The sequence below is a fragment of the Kribbella turkmenica genome (assembly GCF_004348725.1).
GTDB lineage: Bacteria > Actinomycetota > Actinomycetes > Propionibacteriales > Kribbellaceae > Kribbella > Kribbella turkmenica.
Map to the genome: position 1 here is coordinate 22,879 of NZ_SMKR01000011.1, position 14,829 is coordinate 37,707.

Annotated in this window: 15 protein-coding genes; 9 read left to right on the forward strand and 6 right to left on the reverse strand. The window is 70.2% G+C overall.

From position 1 onward, the window contains the following. Positions 1-11: 11 nt before the first annotated feature. Together E1218_RS04205 and E1218_RS04210 are read right to left on the reverse strand one after the other, a co-directional pair. Positions 12-791, reverse strand: a complete 780-nt coding sequence (locus tag E1218_RS04205; RefSeq protein ID WP_132316415.1) for a FadR/GntR family transcriptional regulator — start codon at positions 789-791, stop codon at positions 12-14. Continuing rightward, a complete protein-coding gene (locus tag E1218_RS04210) occupies positions 788-1,963 on the reverse strand; it encodes a DUF4185 domain-containing protein (RefSeq protein ID WP_202865766.1) in 1,176 nt (391 codons plus the stop codon). The genes E1218_RS04205 and E1218_RS04210 overlap by 4 nt, the downstream gene beginning before the upstream one ends. A gap of 134 nt (positions 1,964-2,097) precedes the next feature. On the opposite strand from E1218_RS04210, the gene E1218_RS04215 reads away from it, so the two are divergent. Both E1218_RS04215 and E1218_RS04220 read left to right on the forward strand, forming a co-directional pair. After that, positions 2,098-2,487 carry a phage holin family protein gene (locus tag E1218_RS04215; RefSeq protein WP_132316419.1) on the forward strand — a complete coding sequence of 130 codons (390 nt, stop codon included), beginning with the start codon at positions 2,098-2,100 and terminating at the stop codon, positions 2,485-2,487. Continuing rightward, positions 2,487-2,957: a low molecular weight protein-tyrosine-phosphatase gene (locus tag E1218_RS04220; RefSeq protein ID WP_233711994.1), complete on the forward strand. Its 471-nt coding sequence runs from the start codon at positions 2,487-2,489 to the stop codon at positions 2,955-2,957. Before E1218_RS04215 ends, E1218_RS04220 begins: the two co-directional genes overlap by 1 nt. On the opposite strand, the gene E1218_RS04225 is transcribed toward E1218_RS04220, so the two are convergent. Together E1218_RS04225 and E1218_RS04230 are read right to left on the reverse strand one after the other, a co-directional pair. Beyond that, on the reverse strand, positions 2,954-4,165 hold the full coding sequence (locus E1218_RS04225; protein WP_132316423.1) for a pyrophosphate--fructose-6-phosphate 1-phosphotransferase: 1,212 nt from the start codon (positions 4,163-4,165) through the stop codon (positions 2,954-2,956). The two genes, E1218_RS04220 and E1218_RS04225, sit on opposite strands and share 4 nt — an antisense overlap. Positions 4,166-4,253: 88 nt before the next feature. Further along, entirely contained in the window at positions 4,254-4,694 is a 441-nt protein-coding gene (locus E1218_RS04230; protein WP_233711995.1) for an Lrp/AsnC family transcriptional regulator, read from the reverse strand. 99 nt (positions 4,695-4,793) lie between these two features. Here E1218_RS04230 and E1218_RS04235 point away from each other — a divergent pair, with 99 nt between their 5' ends. Next, complete coding sequence (locus E1218_RS04235; RefSeq protein ID WP_202865768.1) at positions 4,794-5,708, forward strand: DMT family transporter; 915 nt, start codon at positions 4,794-4,796, stop codon at positions 5,706-5,708. 23 nt (positions 5,709-5,731) lie between these two features. On the opposite strand, the gene E1218_RS04240 is transcribed toward E1218_RS04235, so the two are convergent. Next, on the reverse strand, positions 5,732-6,733 hold the full coding sequence (locus E1218_RS04240) for an acetamidase/formamidase family protein (protein ID WP_132316425.1): 1,002 nt from the start codon (positions 6,731-6,733) through the stop codon (positions 5,732-5,734). A gap of 121 nt (positions 6,734-6,854) precedes the next feature. Between E1218_RS04240 and E1218_RS04245 the strand changes: the two genes are divergently transcribed. The 4 genes from E1218_RS04245 (at position 6,855) to E1218_RS04260 (ending at position 11,438) form a co-directional block, all read left to right on the forward strand. Further along, positions 6,855-7,547, forward strand: a complete 693-nt coding sequence (locus E1218_RS04245) for a response regulator transcription factor (RefSeq protein WP_132316427.1) — start codon at positions 6,855-6,857, stop codon at positions 7,545-7,547. Beyond that, on the forward strand, positions 7,544-9,109 hold the full coding sequence (locus E1218_RS04250; RefSeq protein WP_233711996.1) for a sensor histidine kinase: 1,566 nt from the start codon (positions 7,544-7,546) through the stop codon (positions 9,107-9,109). The genes E1218_RS04245 and E1218_RS04250 overlap by 4 nt, the downstream gene beginning before the upstream one ends. A gap of 110 nt (positions 9,110-9,219) precedes the next feature. After that, positions 9,220-10,596, forward strand: a complete 1,377-nt coding sequence (locus E1218_RS04255; RefSeq protein ID WP_132316429.1) for a S1C family serine protease — start codon at positions 9,220-9,222, stop codon at positions 10,594-10,596. Between the two features lie 134 nt (positions 10,597-10,730). Then, positions 10,731-11,438 (forward strand): pirin family protein, encoded by a 708-nt coding sequence (locus E1218_RS04260; protein ID WP_132316431.1) that lies wholly within the window; start codon positions 10,731-10,733, stop codon positions 11,436-11,438. Here the strand turns inward: E1218_RS04260 and E1218_RS04265 are convergent. Further along, complete coding sequence (locus tag E1218_RS04265; RefSeq protein ID WP_233711997.1) at positions 11,435-11,773, reverse strand: L-rhamnose mutarotase; 339 nt, start codon at positions 11,771-11,773, stop codon at positions 11,435-11,437. The two genes, E1218_RS04260 and E1218_RS04265, sit on opposite strands and share 4 nt — an antisense overlap. Positions 11,774-11,909: 136 nt before the next feature. On the opposite strand from E1218_RS04265, the gene E1218_RS04270 reads away from it, so the two are divergent. Both E1218_RS04270 and E1218_RS04275 read left to right on the forward strand, forming a co-directional pair. After that, positions 11,910-12,674 (forward strand): VOC family protein, encoded by a 765-nt coding sequence (locus E1218_RS04270; RefSeq protein WP_132316435.1) that lies wholly within the window; start codon positions 11,910-11,912, stop codon positions 12,672-12,674. 206 nt (positions 12,675-12,880) lie between these two features. After that, the gene (locus E1218_RS04275) at positions 12,881-14,788 is read left to right on the forward strand and encodes a penicillin-binding transpeptidase domain-containing protein (protein WP_132316437.1); all 1,908 of its coding nucleotides are present in this window, start codon (positions 12,881-12,883) and stop codon (positions 14,786-14,788) included. The last annotated feature ends 41 nt before the right edge of the window (positions 14,789-14,829 follow it).

Consider the following 14,829-nt stretch of genomic DNA (forward strand, 5'->3'; position numbering starts at 1 on the left):
GGTGCGTCCTCTCAGCTTCGGGGGTGCTGAAGTCGGTTGTTGATGACGGCAAGGACTCCGTCGAGGTGTTCGCGGGTGAGGAGTTCGGCCAGGTCCGGGTCACCGGCCAGCACGGCCTCGTAGATCGCCCGGTGCTCGTCCAGGTCGGCCTGCCGGTCGCCGTGGAGGTGCAGGATTTCCAGCTGCTCGCGGACGTTGACGACCGTGACGGACTCGACCACCTCGGCCAGCGTCGCGTTCCCGGACGCCTGCGCGAGCGAGCGGTGGAAGTCCATGTTGACCTCGGCCAGCTGGGCGTGGTCGGCGGCCGCGATCAGCTCAGCCGCGGCGGTCAGGTCCATGTTGACCTCGGCCAGCTGGGCGTGGTCGGCGGCCGCGATCAGCTCAGCCGCGGCGGTCAGGTCCTTGTCCATCCGGTGCAGCGCGGCCTCGGTCCGCACCCGCGCGGCCAGTGCGGCGACCGGCGGCTCGATCAGCGCCCGCGCCTGCAGGAGCTCGATCAACCGGTCGGACGACGGCGGCGGTGCCAGCGGGTTCGGCAGCACCAGGCGGCCGATGTGCCGACCGACGTACACGCCGGAACCGTGCCGGAGCTCGACCGCCCCGGTTGCCTCGAGCCGGCGGAGCGCCTCCCGGACGGTCGGTACGGCGACCTTGAACCGGTCGGCGAGCGACCTGACCGACTCGAACTGGTCGCCGGACGCGAGTTTGCGGTCGGCGATCAGGGTCAGCATCGACGTCGCCAGGTCGTCGAGCAGACTCCGCCGGACGACACCACCCGGCGCACTCATCGAGTGCCGGCCGCGGTGAGCGTGACGCCGACGAATCTCGGGCGGTAGATGCTGACGTCCGCATACAGGTCGTCGTTGGGGTCGAGGCTGTTGACGTTATAGCTGACCAAGAGCGTGTTGCCGCTGCGCAGGTCGGGGTGGTCGTGTGAGTTGTAGGTGATGATGTCGCCGTCCCCGTAGCTGCCGTACGCGCCGGTCTCCGGCGTCTGGTAGAGCTCGACCGGGTTCACGAACGGGCCGGTCGGCGAGCAGGAGAAGTACCCGAGGACCCGCCTGCTGAACGGCTCGGTGGTGTCATGCGTGACCAGCACATAGCCGTCGCCCCACCGGGTCACGCTGTGCTCGTTGGCGACGCCTCCCAGCACGCGCACCGAGGCGTGCTCGTCGGGCGACCATCCGATGCCGGTCCAGTACTCCCATCGTGCGGCCGCAAGGTCGTCGCCGCGGACTCGCGCGACATGCTGGAACTTCAAGGATCCGAGGTCCTCGACGCCGTAGACGTAGGTGTATTCGCCGTCACGCTGCAGCCAGGCCGACCACTGCACGTTGGCCGCAGAGGGGATCGGAATCAGCTTCTGGAGCTTGAGTGACGCACTGTCGAACCTGGCCAGGTAGTTGCTGTGCCAGCGCCAGTCCCACTGACCTGGGCCGGTCTTCTCGAACCGGATCGCCACGACGTCGAGGTTGCGGCCTGAGTTGCTGGTGGCAGCGGCGCCGAACCAGTACCAGCCGTTGTCCGGCGGTGGCACGAGCGCGGTCGGGTCGGCCGCCGTACCGCCAGTCACGGTTTTCACCGCGTCACCGCGCTGGACGACGAACGAGTTGTTGATGAACGGCGTCGTGGTCGGGCGGCTGCCGTCGGGGTTGACCGGGCCGAGGAACGTGTCGGAGAAGATCCAGGCGGTCCGGCCGCCGGAGAGCTTGACCGAGTAGGTGCTGTCGCCGCCGGTCCAGCCCTTGCCGGTGTTGCTGTAGGCGTTCAGCAGGGACTCCGGGTCGGCCTGTGGCTTCGCTTGGGCCGTCCAGTCGGTCCGGACCGCGTCGCACTGCACCGCGCCCACGGCCTCGGGCTCGGCTGCCTGCGCGGACGGGATGCCGGTTGCCACCAGCACGAGGGCGGCCGCAGCGATGCCGAGTCGTCGGTTGATTGGCTGTGACTTGTTGGCTCTCACGCTGATCCCTCCGGCAATCATTCACCTCACGAGAAAATGATCAGATCACTTGGTCATTTGCGTGTCAAGAGTCAGGGTCGGTTCAGGGCGAGTACGGGCCGTCGCGCTACCGGCGGGGTGGGAGGATCGACCGCATGAAGAACTTGATCATCAAGTTGCTCGCCAACGCGGTCGCGCTGGCGATCGCGGCCTGGCTCATCAGCGGGATCACCATCCAGGGTGCGACCACCGGCCGGCGGATCCTCACCCTGCTGATCGTGGCGGCGATCTTCGGCCTGGTGAACGCGGTGGTGAAGCCGATCGTCAAGCTGCTGTCGCTGCCGTTCATCATCCTGACGCTGGGGCTGCTGATCTTCGTCATCAACGCCGCGATGCTGCTGCTCACCTCGTGGATCACCGGGAAGCTGGACGTCCAGTTCCACGTCGCGGACTTCTGGCCGTCCGCGCTGCTCGGCGCCCTCGTGATCACGATCGTCGGCATGCTGCTCAACGCCGTCCTGCCGGACAAGGCGGAGCTCCGCTGATGCTCCCCGGTGCGGAGCACTTGGGAGACGTGGTCCAGATGCGGAAGGTCGAGATCGTCTGCAGCGGCAACATCTGCCGGTCGCCGATCGGGGAGGTGGTGCTGCGCGCGAAGCTGGCCGAGGCCGGGATCGACGACGTGGTCGTCACCAGCTCGGGGACCGGCGGGTGGCACGTCGGCGACCCGATGGACCCGCGGGCCGCGGCGGCGCTGCGCCGCCGCGGGTACGACGGCAGCGCCCACCGGGCGCAGCAGTTCCGGGCCGACTGGTTCGGCGACCGGGACCTCGTGCTGGCGATGGACTCCGGGCATCTCTCGGAGCTGACCCGGCGCGGCGGGACGGTCCAGCTGTTCGCCGACATCGACGTACCGGACCCGTACTACGGCGAGGAGGAAGGGTTCGACGAGATCCTCGACCAGATCGAGAAGGCGGCCGACGTGTGGGTCGGCCGCCTCCGCACTCCGTCCTAGGGCTGGCCGACCTCGGCCTTCAGGGCGACGAACCAGTCGACGCCCGGGTCGAACTCCTTGCCGCCGGCGATCCGCGGGAACTCGATCGCGCGCAACTCGTCGCCGCGCTCCTCGTCGTGGCCGACCACGCCGCTCTCACCACGCAGCGCGGCGTCGACGGCGAAGTCGGTGCACTCCTTGATCAGCGCGAGGTCGCGGTCGTTCGCCGCGGCCGAGCGGCTGAAGTAGCCGCTCTTCTGCACCATCGTCTTCTCCGCGCCGATGCGCTCGGCGAACTGCTTGGCGAACCAGGCACCCGGGTTGATGGTGTCCAGCTTGACGTGGCCGAACGGGTCCCGGGCGACGGTCTCACCGCGCGCCTCCAGCTCCGCCACGATGGCCGGTACGCCGGCGCCCTCGGACAGGAAGATGTTCACGCAGTCCTCGCGGTCCATCGCCGCCTTGAGCCGCTCCGCCTCGGCGTCCAGGTCGATCGACTCCTCCGGCACGTAGACGGCGTCGACGTCCCAGCGGCCGGCGGACAGGCCGATCCCCGGGTTCCACTCCTGCTCGGCCCACCAGTCCCGGTAGGACTGCGCCGTTGCCGCGGTCAACCATCCGCAGTTGCGGCCCATCACCTCGTGGACGATCAGCATCCGTGGGTTCGAGGAGTGCTCCGCGATGATGTTGCGCGCGTACAGCGCACCCTGCTCGGCCGCGGTCCAGGCACCCAGGCTCTGCCTGATCGGGATCACGTCGTTGTCGATCGTCTTCGGCAGGCCGACCACGGTCAGGTCGTAGTCGTGCTCCTGCAGGTACGCCGCCAGGTCCGCGGCGGTGGTGTTGGTGTCGTCACCGCCGATGGTGTGCAGCACGCCGACGCCGTCCGCGACCAGCCGCTCGGCCGCGACCTGGAGCGCGTTCTGGCCGTCGGCGATCAAGCCGCGCTTCACCAGGTCGGCGGTGTTGGTCAGCTTGACCCGGCTGTTGCCAATCGGGCTGCCGCCGAACTTGTGCAGCACCGAGGCCTTCGCCCGCACGTCCGGGGTGATGTCGAGGTGCCGCCCGCTGAGCAGACCGTGGTAACCGTTCAGGTAGGCGATGATCTCCACGTCGGGCGCTACTTCGGTGTAGCGCTCGATCAGCCCGCCGACGGCGGACGACAGGCAGGGTGCGAGCCCGCCGGCGGTGAGCAGGGCAACTCTGCGGACGGGCTTGTCGGCAGCCATGGGTCAGGGTCCTTCCGAACGTCCATGAATGTCACTGAAGTCGCCACCAGACTAGTGATGCAGACCACTCCCGACAGTGGTTGGGGGGTCACCCTGCGGACGGCCGGTCGAGCGGGACCGCGCGGGGTGGCACCGGGGTGGAGACGACGAACGAACTGTTCGTCCGGCCGTACGGCGCGAACCGGTCGAGCAGGTCCTCGAGCTTGTCGATCGCCGGCACCTGGACCCGCATCAGGAAGCAGTCCTCACCGGAGATGCGATGGCACTCGACGACTTCCGGCGTACTGCGGGCCAACTCGGCGATCCGCAGCACCTGGCCGGGGCCGGGCTGGAGCCGGACCCACGCGGCCACCGGCCGGCCGAGCGCCGCCGGATCGATGTCCAGGCGGTAGCCGCGGATCACCCCGGCCTCTTCCAGCCGGGTCACCCGCTCCCGCACGGTCGGAGTGGAGACACCGAGCCGGCGAGCCAGCTCGGTGGTCCGCAACCGGGCGTCCGTGGTCAGCTCTTCGAGAATCCGGACGTTCAACTCATCCAGCAATGTGCTTTTCGTTTCGGTAAGCAAAACCCTCACCTCAGCTCCGATTCGGCATGGGAACCTACGGAATCAGTTCTTAGGGTAATCATCGTGACCGCACTTGTTGAAGCTCCGCCCCAACGGGGGCTCGCAACCGGCGCGGCGGCCGTGACCGTGCTGCTCTGGGCCTCGTCGTTCGTCGCCATCCGGCACGCCGGCACGGAGTTCTCGGCCGGGGCGCTGTCGTTGGCCCGCCTCGGGCTCGGCAGCGTCTTGCTCGGCGCTCTGCTCTTCGTCCGGCCTCGCGGTGTCCCCCGGCGGGCGGCACGCCGTTGGCCGGGGAAGGGCGACTGGCCGCTGCTGCTGGCCTGCGGGCTGCTCTGGTTCGGCGTCTACAACGTCGCCCTGAACGAGGCCGAACGCCGCCTCGACGCCGGTACCGCGGCCATGCTCGTCCACATCGCGCCGCTGCTGATCGCCGTACTGGCTGGTCTGGGCCTCGGCGAAGGGTTCCCTCGCCAACTCGTGCTCGGCGGCCTGATCGCGTTCGCCGGTGTGGTCCTGATCGGTACGTCGACCTCCACCGGCCGGGCGGAGACGTGGGGCGTCGTCCTGTGCGTGACCGCAGCCGTCTCGTACGCGGTCGGAGTGGTCACGCAGAAGCCGCTGCTCAGCCGGCTCCCGGCGGCTGAGGTGACCTGGCTCGCGTGCACGATCGGCGCCGTCGTCTGCCTTCCCTTCGCCCCCGCCCTGGTCGATGAGGTCCGGTCCGCGAGCGGTTCGACGATCTGGTGGGTGGTGTACCTGGCGGCGTTTCCCACGGCGCTCGGCTTCACCACCTGGGCCTTCGCCCTGCGCCGTACCAGCGCCGGCAGGATGGGCGTCACGGTCTACGCGGTACCGGTGGTCGCCATCATCCTCGGCTGGCTCTTCCTCAGCGAGACTCCCACCCTGCTCGCCCTGGCAGGCGGAGCGTTGTGCCTCGCGGGAGTCGCCGTCTCCCGCCGGCCGGGGAGATCCCGCTGAGATCCGGGATCGCCGACCGGCCCTCAGCTGAGCGAGGCCGCGAGGTCGCGCAGGTGGCGGTGGATGCCGCTGTAGACGTCTGCCGTCGGTAGCAGGCGCTTCGGGACTCTGGTGACCACGCTGTAGTTGACGTCAACCACATTGGCCAGCGGTACTTCGCTCACCTGGCTGAGCAACTGGTAGGCGTCCAGCTTGTCCAGGCCGTAGAGCGAACCGAGCCACCCGACCATGTCGACCTGACCGGCCCGCCACGCGTCCTCCAGTGGCCGGCTCGACCCGACGACGGCCAGGTAGTCGTCGTTCTCGATCCGCGGCCACACCGGTCCGGGCGTCTTGAGCAGGTCCACGATCAGGACGACGTTCATCGCGCCCTCGACCGCGGTCCCGCAGGACTCGCCCTCGCCCTGGCGGTAGTGCCCGTCGCCGACCGAGAACAGCGCGCCCTCGACGTTGACCCGCAGGAAGCACGTCGCGCCCGCGCGCATCTCCGGAGTGTCCATGTTGCCGCCGAACATGTCCGGCACCAGCGACGACCGGGCCTCCCCCGCGGCCGGCGCCACGCCGACTGTGCCCAGCATCGGTTCCAGCGGCAGCGCGAGCTCCAGCGGGGCGCTCTGCGCCACGAACCCGACGGTCTGCTTGTCGGAGTCGACCTCGTAGATCCAGGTCCGCTCCGGCAGCGGGTCCTGCAGGGTCGCCGTGCGGTCGGTGCTGGTCAGACCGCCGAAGAACGGGATCGTGGTGGACACACCCCAGGTCCTGGCGGGCGTGAGCTCGACGAGGTGCAGGACCAGGGTGTCCCCCGGCTCGGCGCCCTCGACGTAGAACGGGCCGGTCTGCGGGTTCACGAACGGCATCCGCAGCGAGGCGCTGGGTAGGTCGGCCGTGCTGCGCAGGGTGCCGCAGTACGCGTCCTCGGTCCACAGCCGCAGCGCGGTCCCGGGCCTGATCCGGCGAACCGGGGCCACTCCGCCGAAGGTCCAGGCGTACTGATCGGGCTCCGGGGTGAATTCGGCGACGTCCACGACTGCCCAACCTAGAGTGTGCAGCGGGGATTGGCGAGGGATCCGCGGGTTCTCAGGGGATTCTCAAACAGACGGCCTAATCTCACGGTGGAGACACCTTTCGAGCGGAGCGGGGAACGAGATGCGCGTACTGGTGGTGGACGACGACCGGGCGGTCCGGGACTCGCTGCGCCGTTCGCTGGAGTTCAACGACTTCGAGGTGGTGACCGCGTCCGACGGCGCCGAGGCGCTCGCGGTGATCGGCAACGTCGAGCCGGACGTCGTGGTGATGGACGTGATGATGCCGCGGCTGGACGGCCTGGAGACCACCAAGGCCCTGCGGGCCGCGGGCAACAACGTGCCGATCCTGGTGCTGACCGCGCGGGACGCGGTCGCCGACCGGGTGGACGGCCTGGACGCCGGCGGCGACGACTACCTGACCAAGCCGTTCGCGCTGGAGGAGCTGCTCGCCCGGCTGCGGGCCCTGCTCCGCCGCAGCAGCGCGCCCGGCGAGGGCGGCCAGCGCGGCGAGGTGCTCCAGTACGCCGACCTCGTGGTCGACGTGGACGCGCACGAGGTGCACCGCGGTGACGTCCCGATCCCGCTCACCCGGACCGAGTTCTCGCTGCTCGAGCTGCTGATCCGCAACCCGCGCCGGGTGCTCGAACGTGCGGTGATCCTGGACGCCGTCTGGGGCTACGACTTCCCGACCACCGCCAACTCCCTCGAGGTCTACATCGGCTACCTGCGCCGTAAGACCGAGGTGAACAACCTGCCGCGGCTGATCCACACCGTCCGCGGCATCGGCTACGTCCTGAGAGACACCCCACCGTGAGCCCGTCCAACCCCGACTTCCCGTCGTACGCCGAACGCCCGAACGACCCGCAGCACCCCGGTGCCCCCGGCCGGCACCCCGCACCGGCCGGTGAGCCACCTGTTGCCCACGGCAACCGAGTGGCCGCGACCGCGGCCCGCACCCAGAGCTGGGCCCAGCAGAAGCTGCATCAGCTCAGCCTGCACGCCCGCGTCACGCTGCTCGCCGCGGTCGCGGTCGGCCTGGCGGTCGCGTTCGTGAGCGCGGCGGCCTACCTCACGGTGCGGCAGCAGATGTACCGCAACCTGGACGACAGCCTGATCCAGCGCACCGAGCTCGCCGCCCAAGGCCCCGTGCTGACCAGCCCGCAGCTGGTCCAGGGCCTGCCCCCGGAGGCGCTGGGACTGGCCGACATCCGGATGGGCCTGCTGGCCGCGGACGGCCGGACCGCGGTGAGCCCGAAGTCGTACCTCCCACCGATCGGCCCGGAAGAGCTGGCTGTTGCGCAGGCGGATCCCGGCAGCGAGGCCAGCATCCGTACCGCGGGCTCCCCGAACAACCACCATTACCGGGTCGTCGCCGTACCGCTGGGTGACGACACGGCGCTCGTGGTGGCCCAGTCACTCGGCCCGATCGACCACACCTTGCACAACCTCGGCATCGTGTTGTGGGCCGTCGGGCTGCTCGGCGTGATCGGCGCAGCGATCGCCGGCAACGCCGTCGCCGCGTCCGGACTGCGGCCGCTCGCGCGGCTGACCGGAGCCGCCGAGCACGTCGCCCGGACCGAGGATCTGCAGCCGATCCCGGTGAGCGGGTCGGACGAGATCTCGCGGCTGGCGCAGGCGTTCAACGCGATGCTGGCCGCACTGGCGCGGTCGCAGGACCGGCAGCGGCGGCTGGTCGGGGACGCCGGGCACGAGTTGCGGACGCCGCTGACCAGCATCCGGACCAACCTCGACCTGCTCGCGCAGGCGGACAAGCGCGGCGGTCTCCGCCCGGAGGACCGGCAGCAGCTGCTGGACGACGTCCGGGCGCAGATGGACGAGCTGACCACCCTGATCGGCGACCTGACCGAGCTGGCCCGCGACACCCCGCAGGTCCGCAACGCCGAGCTGATCGAGCTGGCGAACGTGGTCGAGGACGCGGTGATCAAGGTACGGCGCCGCGCGCCCGGGCTGGAGTGGGACGTCCAGCTCGCCCCGTTCCCGGTGTGGGGCGACGAACGGCTGCTGGGCCGGGCGGTGACGAACCTGCTCGATAACGCCGCGAAGTACAGCGTGCCGGAGGGTGCCGGCACGCGTGCCGACGGTGAGCCGGTCGGGCGGGTCACGGTGCGCCTACTGGACGGCGTACTCACGGTGACCGACTCCGGGCCGGGCATCGCCGAGTCTGATCTGCCGCACGTGTTCGAGCGGTTCTACCGCTCCAGCGAGGCGCGCAGCCGACCCGGCTCCGGCCTGGGGCTGGCGATCGTCAAGCATGCGGCCGAGCAGCACGGCGGGGTGATCTACGCCCGCAACACGCCCGGTGCCGGCGCACAGTTCACGCTCTGGCTCCCGCATGCGGCCACCCAGACGCGCTGAGCGGTCTGAAGAGGTGCTGACAGATCCTTCAGGGGATCTTCATGGAGTTCTTCGGTAGCTCTGACGGGATCTTCAGGGGCTTCTCAGGTCCGGCCGACAGAGTACTCGTCATGACCGAGAACCAGCCGCAGCAGCCGCAGAACCAGCCGGGTCAGAACCCGCAGCAGCCGGAGCGGACGCAGCAGATGCCGATGGGCGGCTATGGCCAGCATCAGCAGCAGCAGTTCGCCCCGGCAGGCGGGCAGCCGCGGCCGGGTCAGCACCCATCGGGCGGGAGTGCTCACCCACAGTTCGGTGCCCCGGGGCCGCATCAGGGGGCGTCTCCGGGCCCGAACTGGCCTTTCGGTCCGCAGCCCGCGCAAAGCGCGGCGCCCGCGCCGGCCAAGCCGAAGCGGCTGGGTCTGGCCCTGGTGGCCGCGACGGCCCTGCTCGTCGGCACCGCCGGCGGTGTGGGCGGCGCGGCCGTCTACTCGGCGACGAACGATTCCAACAGCAGCCCGTCCGTGACGGCGCCGCTGAACGGGAATCAGGCCGCGCCCGCGTCGGCGCCCGACGGTTCGGTGCAGGCGGCCGCCGCGAAGGTGCTTCCGAGCACGGTGAAGATCGCGGTCGCGACCTCGCGGGGCTCCGCGGGCGGCTCCGGCATCGTGATCAGCAAGGACGGCCTGATCGTCACTAACAACCACGTGGTGGCGGGCGCCGGCAACGGCGGCCGGATCTCCGTGATCCTGAACGACGGCCGCACGGTGCCGGCCACCATCAAGGGCACCGACCCGCTCACCGACCTCGCGGTGATCAAGGCGGACGCGACCGATCTGACCCCGGCCACGCTCGGCAGCAGTGGCAAGCTCGCCGTCGGGCAGGGCGTGGTCGCGATCGGTTCGCCGTTCGGGCTGGAGGCGACCGTGACGAGCGGCATCGTCTCCGCCCTGGACCGCCCGGTGACGTCGGGCGACGACGAGCCGGGCAGTACGACGGTCTTCCCAGCAGTACAGACGGACGCCGCCATCAACCCGGGGAACTCCGGTGGCGCCCTGATCGACCTCGCCGGCCAGGTGGTCGGGATCAACAGCGCGATCAAGACCGCCGGAGGATCGGGACAATCCGAAGGCGGCAACATCGGCCTGGGCTTCGCAATCCCGATCGACCAGGCCAAGCCGATCATCGACGAGCTGGTGGCCAAGGGCAAGGCCACGCATGCGCGGCTCGGCGTCCAGGTCGGCGACGCGCAGTCGTCCGACGGGCTCTCGAACGGAGCACGCCTCGGCGAGGTGACGCCTGGCGGTGCGGCGGACAAGGCCGGTCTGCAAGCGGGTGATGTGGTGACCGCTGTGGACGGCAAGGTGATCGCGTCAGGGGACGCGCTGGTCGCCGCGGTCCGTTCGCACCGCCCGGGCGACGAGGTGAAGATCACCATCGTCCGCGGCGGCAAGACGCAGACGATCACCGCCACCCTCGGCTCCGACAACGGCAACCCCACCGGCTGACCCCCACGTCATCCCTCCCTGGTCGGGACTGCGGCCGCCCACCGAGCGGCCGCAGTCCCGCTGGTGCGGCTCACGTCGGCCAGCTGGACGCTGCGCGAGCTCCTCGACGGCCGGAAGGGGTACTACTAGATGTCATGAGTGTGCAGATCAGGCGGGCCGGGGACCGGTTCCGGACGTCGAGCGAGTGGTTGGAGTCCCGGCACTCGTTCTCGTTCGGGCCGCACTATGATCCGGCGAACGTCGGCTTCGGCTTCCTGGTCGCCCACAACGACGAGACCGTTGCCCCGGGCACCGGATTCGGCACGCATCCGCACCAGGACCTGGAGATCGTCACCTGGGTACTGCGAGGCGCGTTGGCGCACCGGGACTCGGAGGGCAACAGCGGAATCGTGCACCCGGGGCTGGCACAGCGGATGAGCGCCGGCTCGGGCATCCGGCACTCAGAGTGGAACGACGGTGGCCAGCCGGTGCACTACGTGCAGATGTGGGTCCGCCCGGACGAGCTCGACCTGCCCCCGTCGTACCAGCAGAGCGAGGTCGATCTCGCGTCCGGGGAGCTGGTTCCGATCGCGTCCGGTCTGCCGAAGCACGCGCGCAGTACAGCGATCCGGATCAACCAGCGGTCCGCCGGAATGTCCGTGGCCCGCCTGGGGCCGGGGCGCACCGTGGACCTGCCGGCAGCGCCGTACGTCCACCTTTTCGTTGCCCAAGGCACCGTAGATCTCGAGGGCGCCGGCGACCTGGGGACAGCGGACGCGGTCCGGCTGACCGGCGTCGACGGCCCCCGCGTCACAGCAGGACCGGACGGCGCCGAGGTGCTCGTGTGGGAGATGTCCGACTAGGGTGCGTCGCGCTGCTCGCTCATCGTCCAGACGTGGCGGAGGGCCTGGCCGGCGACGCCTTCGGGGTTCTGGGCGAAGCCCTCGACGAACTGGCTCATGTGCTGCTGCCAGCGCTGGTCGACCGGGTCGTCCTTGAGTCGCGCGACCGCGGCCTCGAAGTCGGCGCACACGACCAGGTGGAAGAGGTCGCGGCCACTGCGCCAGATGGACCAGTCGTCGATGCCGGCGGCACGCATCACGGCGATCAGTTCCGGCCAGACGCGGGCGTGCTCGAGCTCGTAGGCCTCTTCGGTACCGGGGATCAGTCGGCTGTGGAGAGCTAGGCGGGTCGTCACAAGGGAGCAGAATACGCCGCGCCACCGCAGGGGTGACCGAACCGTTACGCAGCCGGATGGCCTGATCGTCTCGACGGGGCGCGCCGGTGACTGGCAGGTTTGGGGCTCACTCGGACAACGTCTTCCCGGAGGGCTCATGGGCGAGCGGACCCGGCCATGGCCGGCAGGTACGCCGAACTGGGTCGACCTGTCCGTCGACGACCCGGTGGCGGCGACGGCGTCGTACGCCGAGCTTTTCGGCTGGACGTGTGTCCGGCGGGGGACCGATGAGTACTGGCTGTCCTCGGTGGACGGCCGGGACGTCGGCGGGATCGGCGCGAAGCGGACCAGGGACGCCCCCAGCCGGTGGACGACGTACCTCGCGACCGACCAGGTGGAGCGGACGCTCGACGCGGTGATCGCGCACGGCGGCCGGGTGGTCTCCGAGCCGCGCGAGGTCCAGGAGCTTGGCCGGCTGGCGACCGCGGCCGACCCCGGCGGCGCGGTCTTCGGTCTCTGGCAGGCGGGCGAGCACATCGGCACCGATCGCCGGACCGACCCCGGATCGCTCGTCTGGAGTGAGGCGCTCAGCCGCGACTTCGAGGCCGCGAAGGCGTTCTACACGACGGTGTTCGGCTACGAGGCCGAAGAGATCGGCGGCGACGGACCCCGGTACGCCGCGCTGTACGCCGGCGGACGGCCGGTCGCGGGGGTCGCCGAGCTGCACCCGGATCTGCCGGCCGGAAAGCTCTCGCCACAGTGGCTGCCCATCTTCGCGACCGACGCGACCGACGCGGCGGTCGGTCGAGTGTGTGCGGGCGGCGGTGACGTGGTCTGCGATCCGTTCGCCACCGACTTCGGCCGGATGGCGATCCTGCGGGACGCCGAATCCGCGCCGTTCGCCGTCATTCGCCTGGGCTGAGGTCGATTCGTCCTGGCTCTTGCCGTTGATTCACAGCAGCGATCAGTACCTTCCTGATCAGGTGAAATCCGCCGATCGGCGCCAACTCGGTCCGCTTCGCGGGCGTCGGACTTGAGTGGCTTGAGTAGTTTCGCCCTCGTGGGCCGGGGGCTACACGCCGAAGACTGTGCCAGGTCTCCATCCGTCATCGTGCGAGAGTTGAGAACGTGAAGCGAACCACTGCCATCGCCTGTCTGAGTAGTCTGCTGATCACCGCCGGTTGTTCCGACAACCTGTCCGGCAGCGACGGCCCACCGGATCCGAACGACGAGAAGCAGGCGTCCGCCGAGGTGGTGAAGCAGTTCGCCGCCGCCTGGGTCGCCGCCTGGGCACCCGAGGGCAAACCGGACGCGGCCGGCGCCCTGACGGACAACCCGACGGTGTTCACCAAGCGGCTGGACGACGTCGACTCCGCCCTGGTCGCGAGCACCGTGAAGGTGGAGCCGCAGGGCGAACCGGAGTGCGCCGACGACACCAACTGCACCCAGGACCTGGCTGTCGAGGCCGAACTGCGCGGCATCGGCCCGATGAAGTGGACCAGTACCGCGACCGCCACGAAGGTCGGTGACGCCTGGAAGATCAAGGCCTCCGGCGACACCATCTACCCGGGCCTCGGCGACGCGAACTACCTCAAGCGGGTCCGTGCCCTGCCCGCGCGGGCGTCGATCCTGGACCGCAACGGCGTCGCGCTGACCGCGAACCGACCGGTCGTGATCGTCGGGGTCGCGTCCGGCAACGTGGCGACCGCGGCGACGTACGCCGCCTTCACCAAGAACCTCGACGTGGACGGCGCGAAGCTGGCCGCCCGCGCGAAGGCCGCGCCGGCCGGCCAGTTCGTCGACGCGATCACCATCCGGGCCGAGGAGTGGGAGAAGCTGCGGCCGACGATGGGCAAGCTGCCCGGTCTGCTGACGATGGGCGGCACGCAGTCCCTGCCGCCGACCTCGTCGTTCGCCCGGTCGGTGCTCGGCACGATGAGGACCGCGACCGCCGAGACCCTGAAGAACGCCGGCCCGACCGCGTCCGCGCAGGACCAGGTCGGCACCACCGGCCTGCAGTACGCCTTCCAGCAGCAGCTCGCCGGGACGCCGGGCGGCACCGTCACCCTGCGGGACGGCAAGACCAAGATGACGATCGAGGTGGTCCACAGCCAGAAGGGCACCGCCGGGAAGCCGGTGAAGACCACCCTCGACCTGAAGCTGCAGACCGCCGCCGAGGCCGCGCTGGCCACCAGCAAGCTGCCCGCGTCCCTGGTCGCCGTACAGGCCTCGACCGGCCAGATCCTGGCCGCCGCGAACGGGCCGACGGCGACGAGCTACAACCGCGCCTTCCAGGGCCACTACGCGCCCGGGTCGACGTTCAAGGTCGTCACCTCGGCGGCCCTGCTGGGCAGCGGGCAGACCGCGGCGACCTCGCTCCCCTGCACGAACACGATCACCGTGTTCGGCAAGTCGTTCAAGAACTACGACGGCCTGGCGGCGTACGGCGCGGGGACCATGCAGAAGGCGTTCAACGAGTCCTGCAACACCGCGTTCATCTCCCAGCACGGCCGGCTGCCGAAGGACGCGATGACCAAGGCGGCGGCGATGTTCGGGATCGGCCCGGAGCTGAACCTGTCGATCCCGGCGTACGGCGGCGCGGTGCCGGCTCCCAAGGACGACGTCGCCGAGGCGGCGTCGATGATCGGCCAGGGCACGGTGACCGCGAGCCCGCTCGGGGTCGCGATGATCGGCGCGACGGTCGCCCACGGGACGGCGATGAAGCCGGTCCTGGTCCCGGGCAAGGACGCGTCCGGCCCGGCCGCCTCCCCGTTGCCTGCGGCAACTGTCGGCGCACTGCGGACGTTCATGCGGACGACCGTCACCGGCGGCACCGCAAGCGTCCTGGCCGGGAACGGCGCCGTGGCCGCGAAGACCGGGACCGCCGAGGTGGTCCAGAACGGCAAGGTGGTCACCAACGGCTGGATGGTCGGCTACCGCGGCGACGTGGCGTTCGCGGTGATCGTCGAGGGCGGCGAGTCCGGCAGCAAGGCGGCCGGCCCGATCCTGAAGAACTTCCTCGGTCGCTTCAAGTAGGACAATGGCGAACGGCGGCACCTCGACGGGGCCGCCGTTCC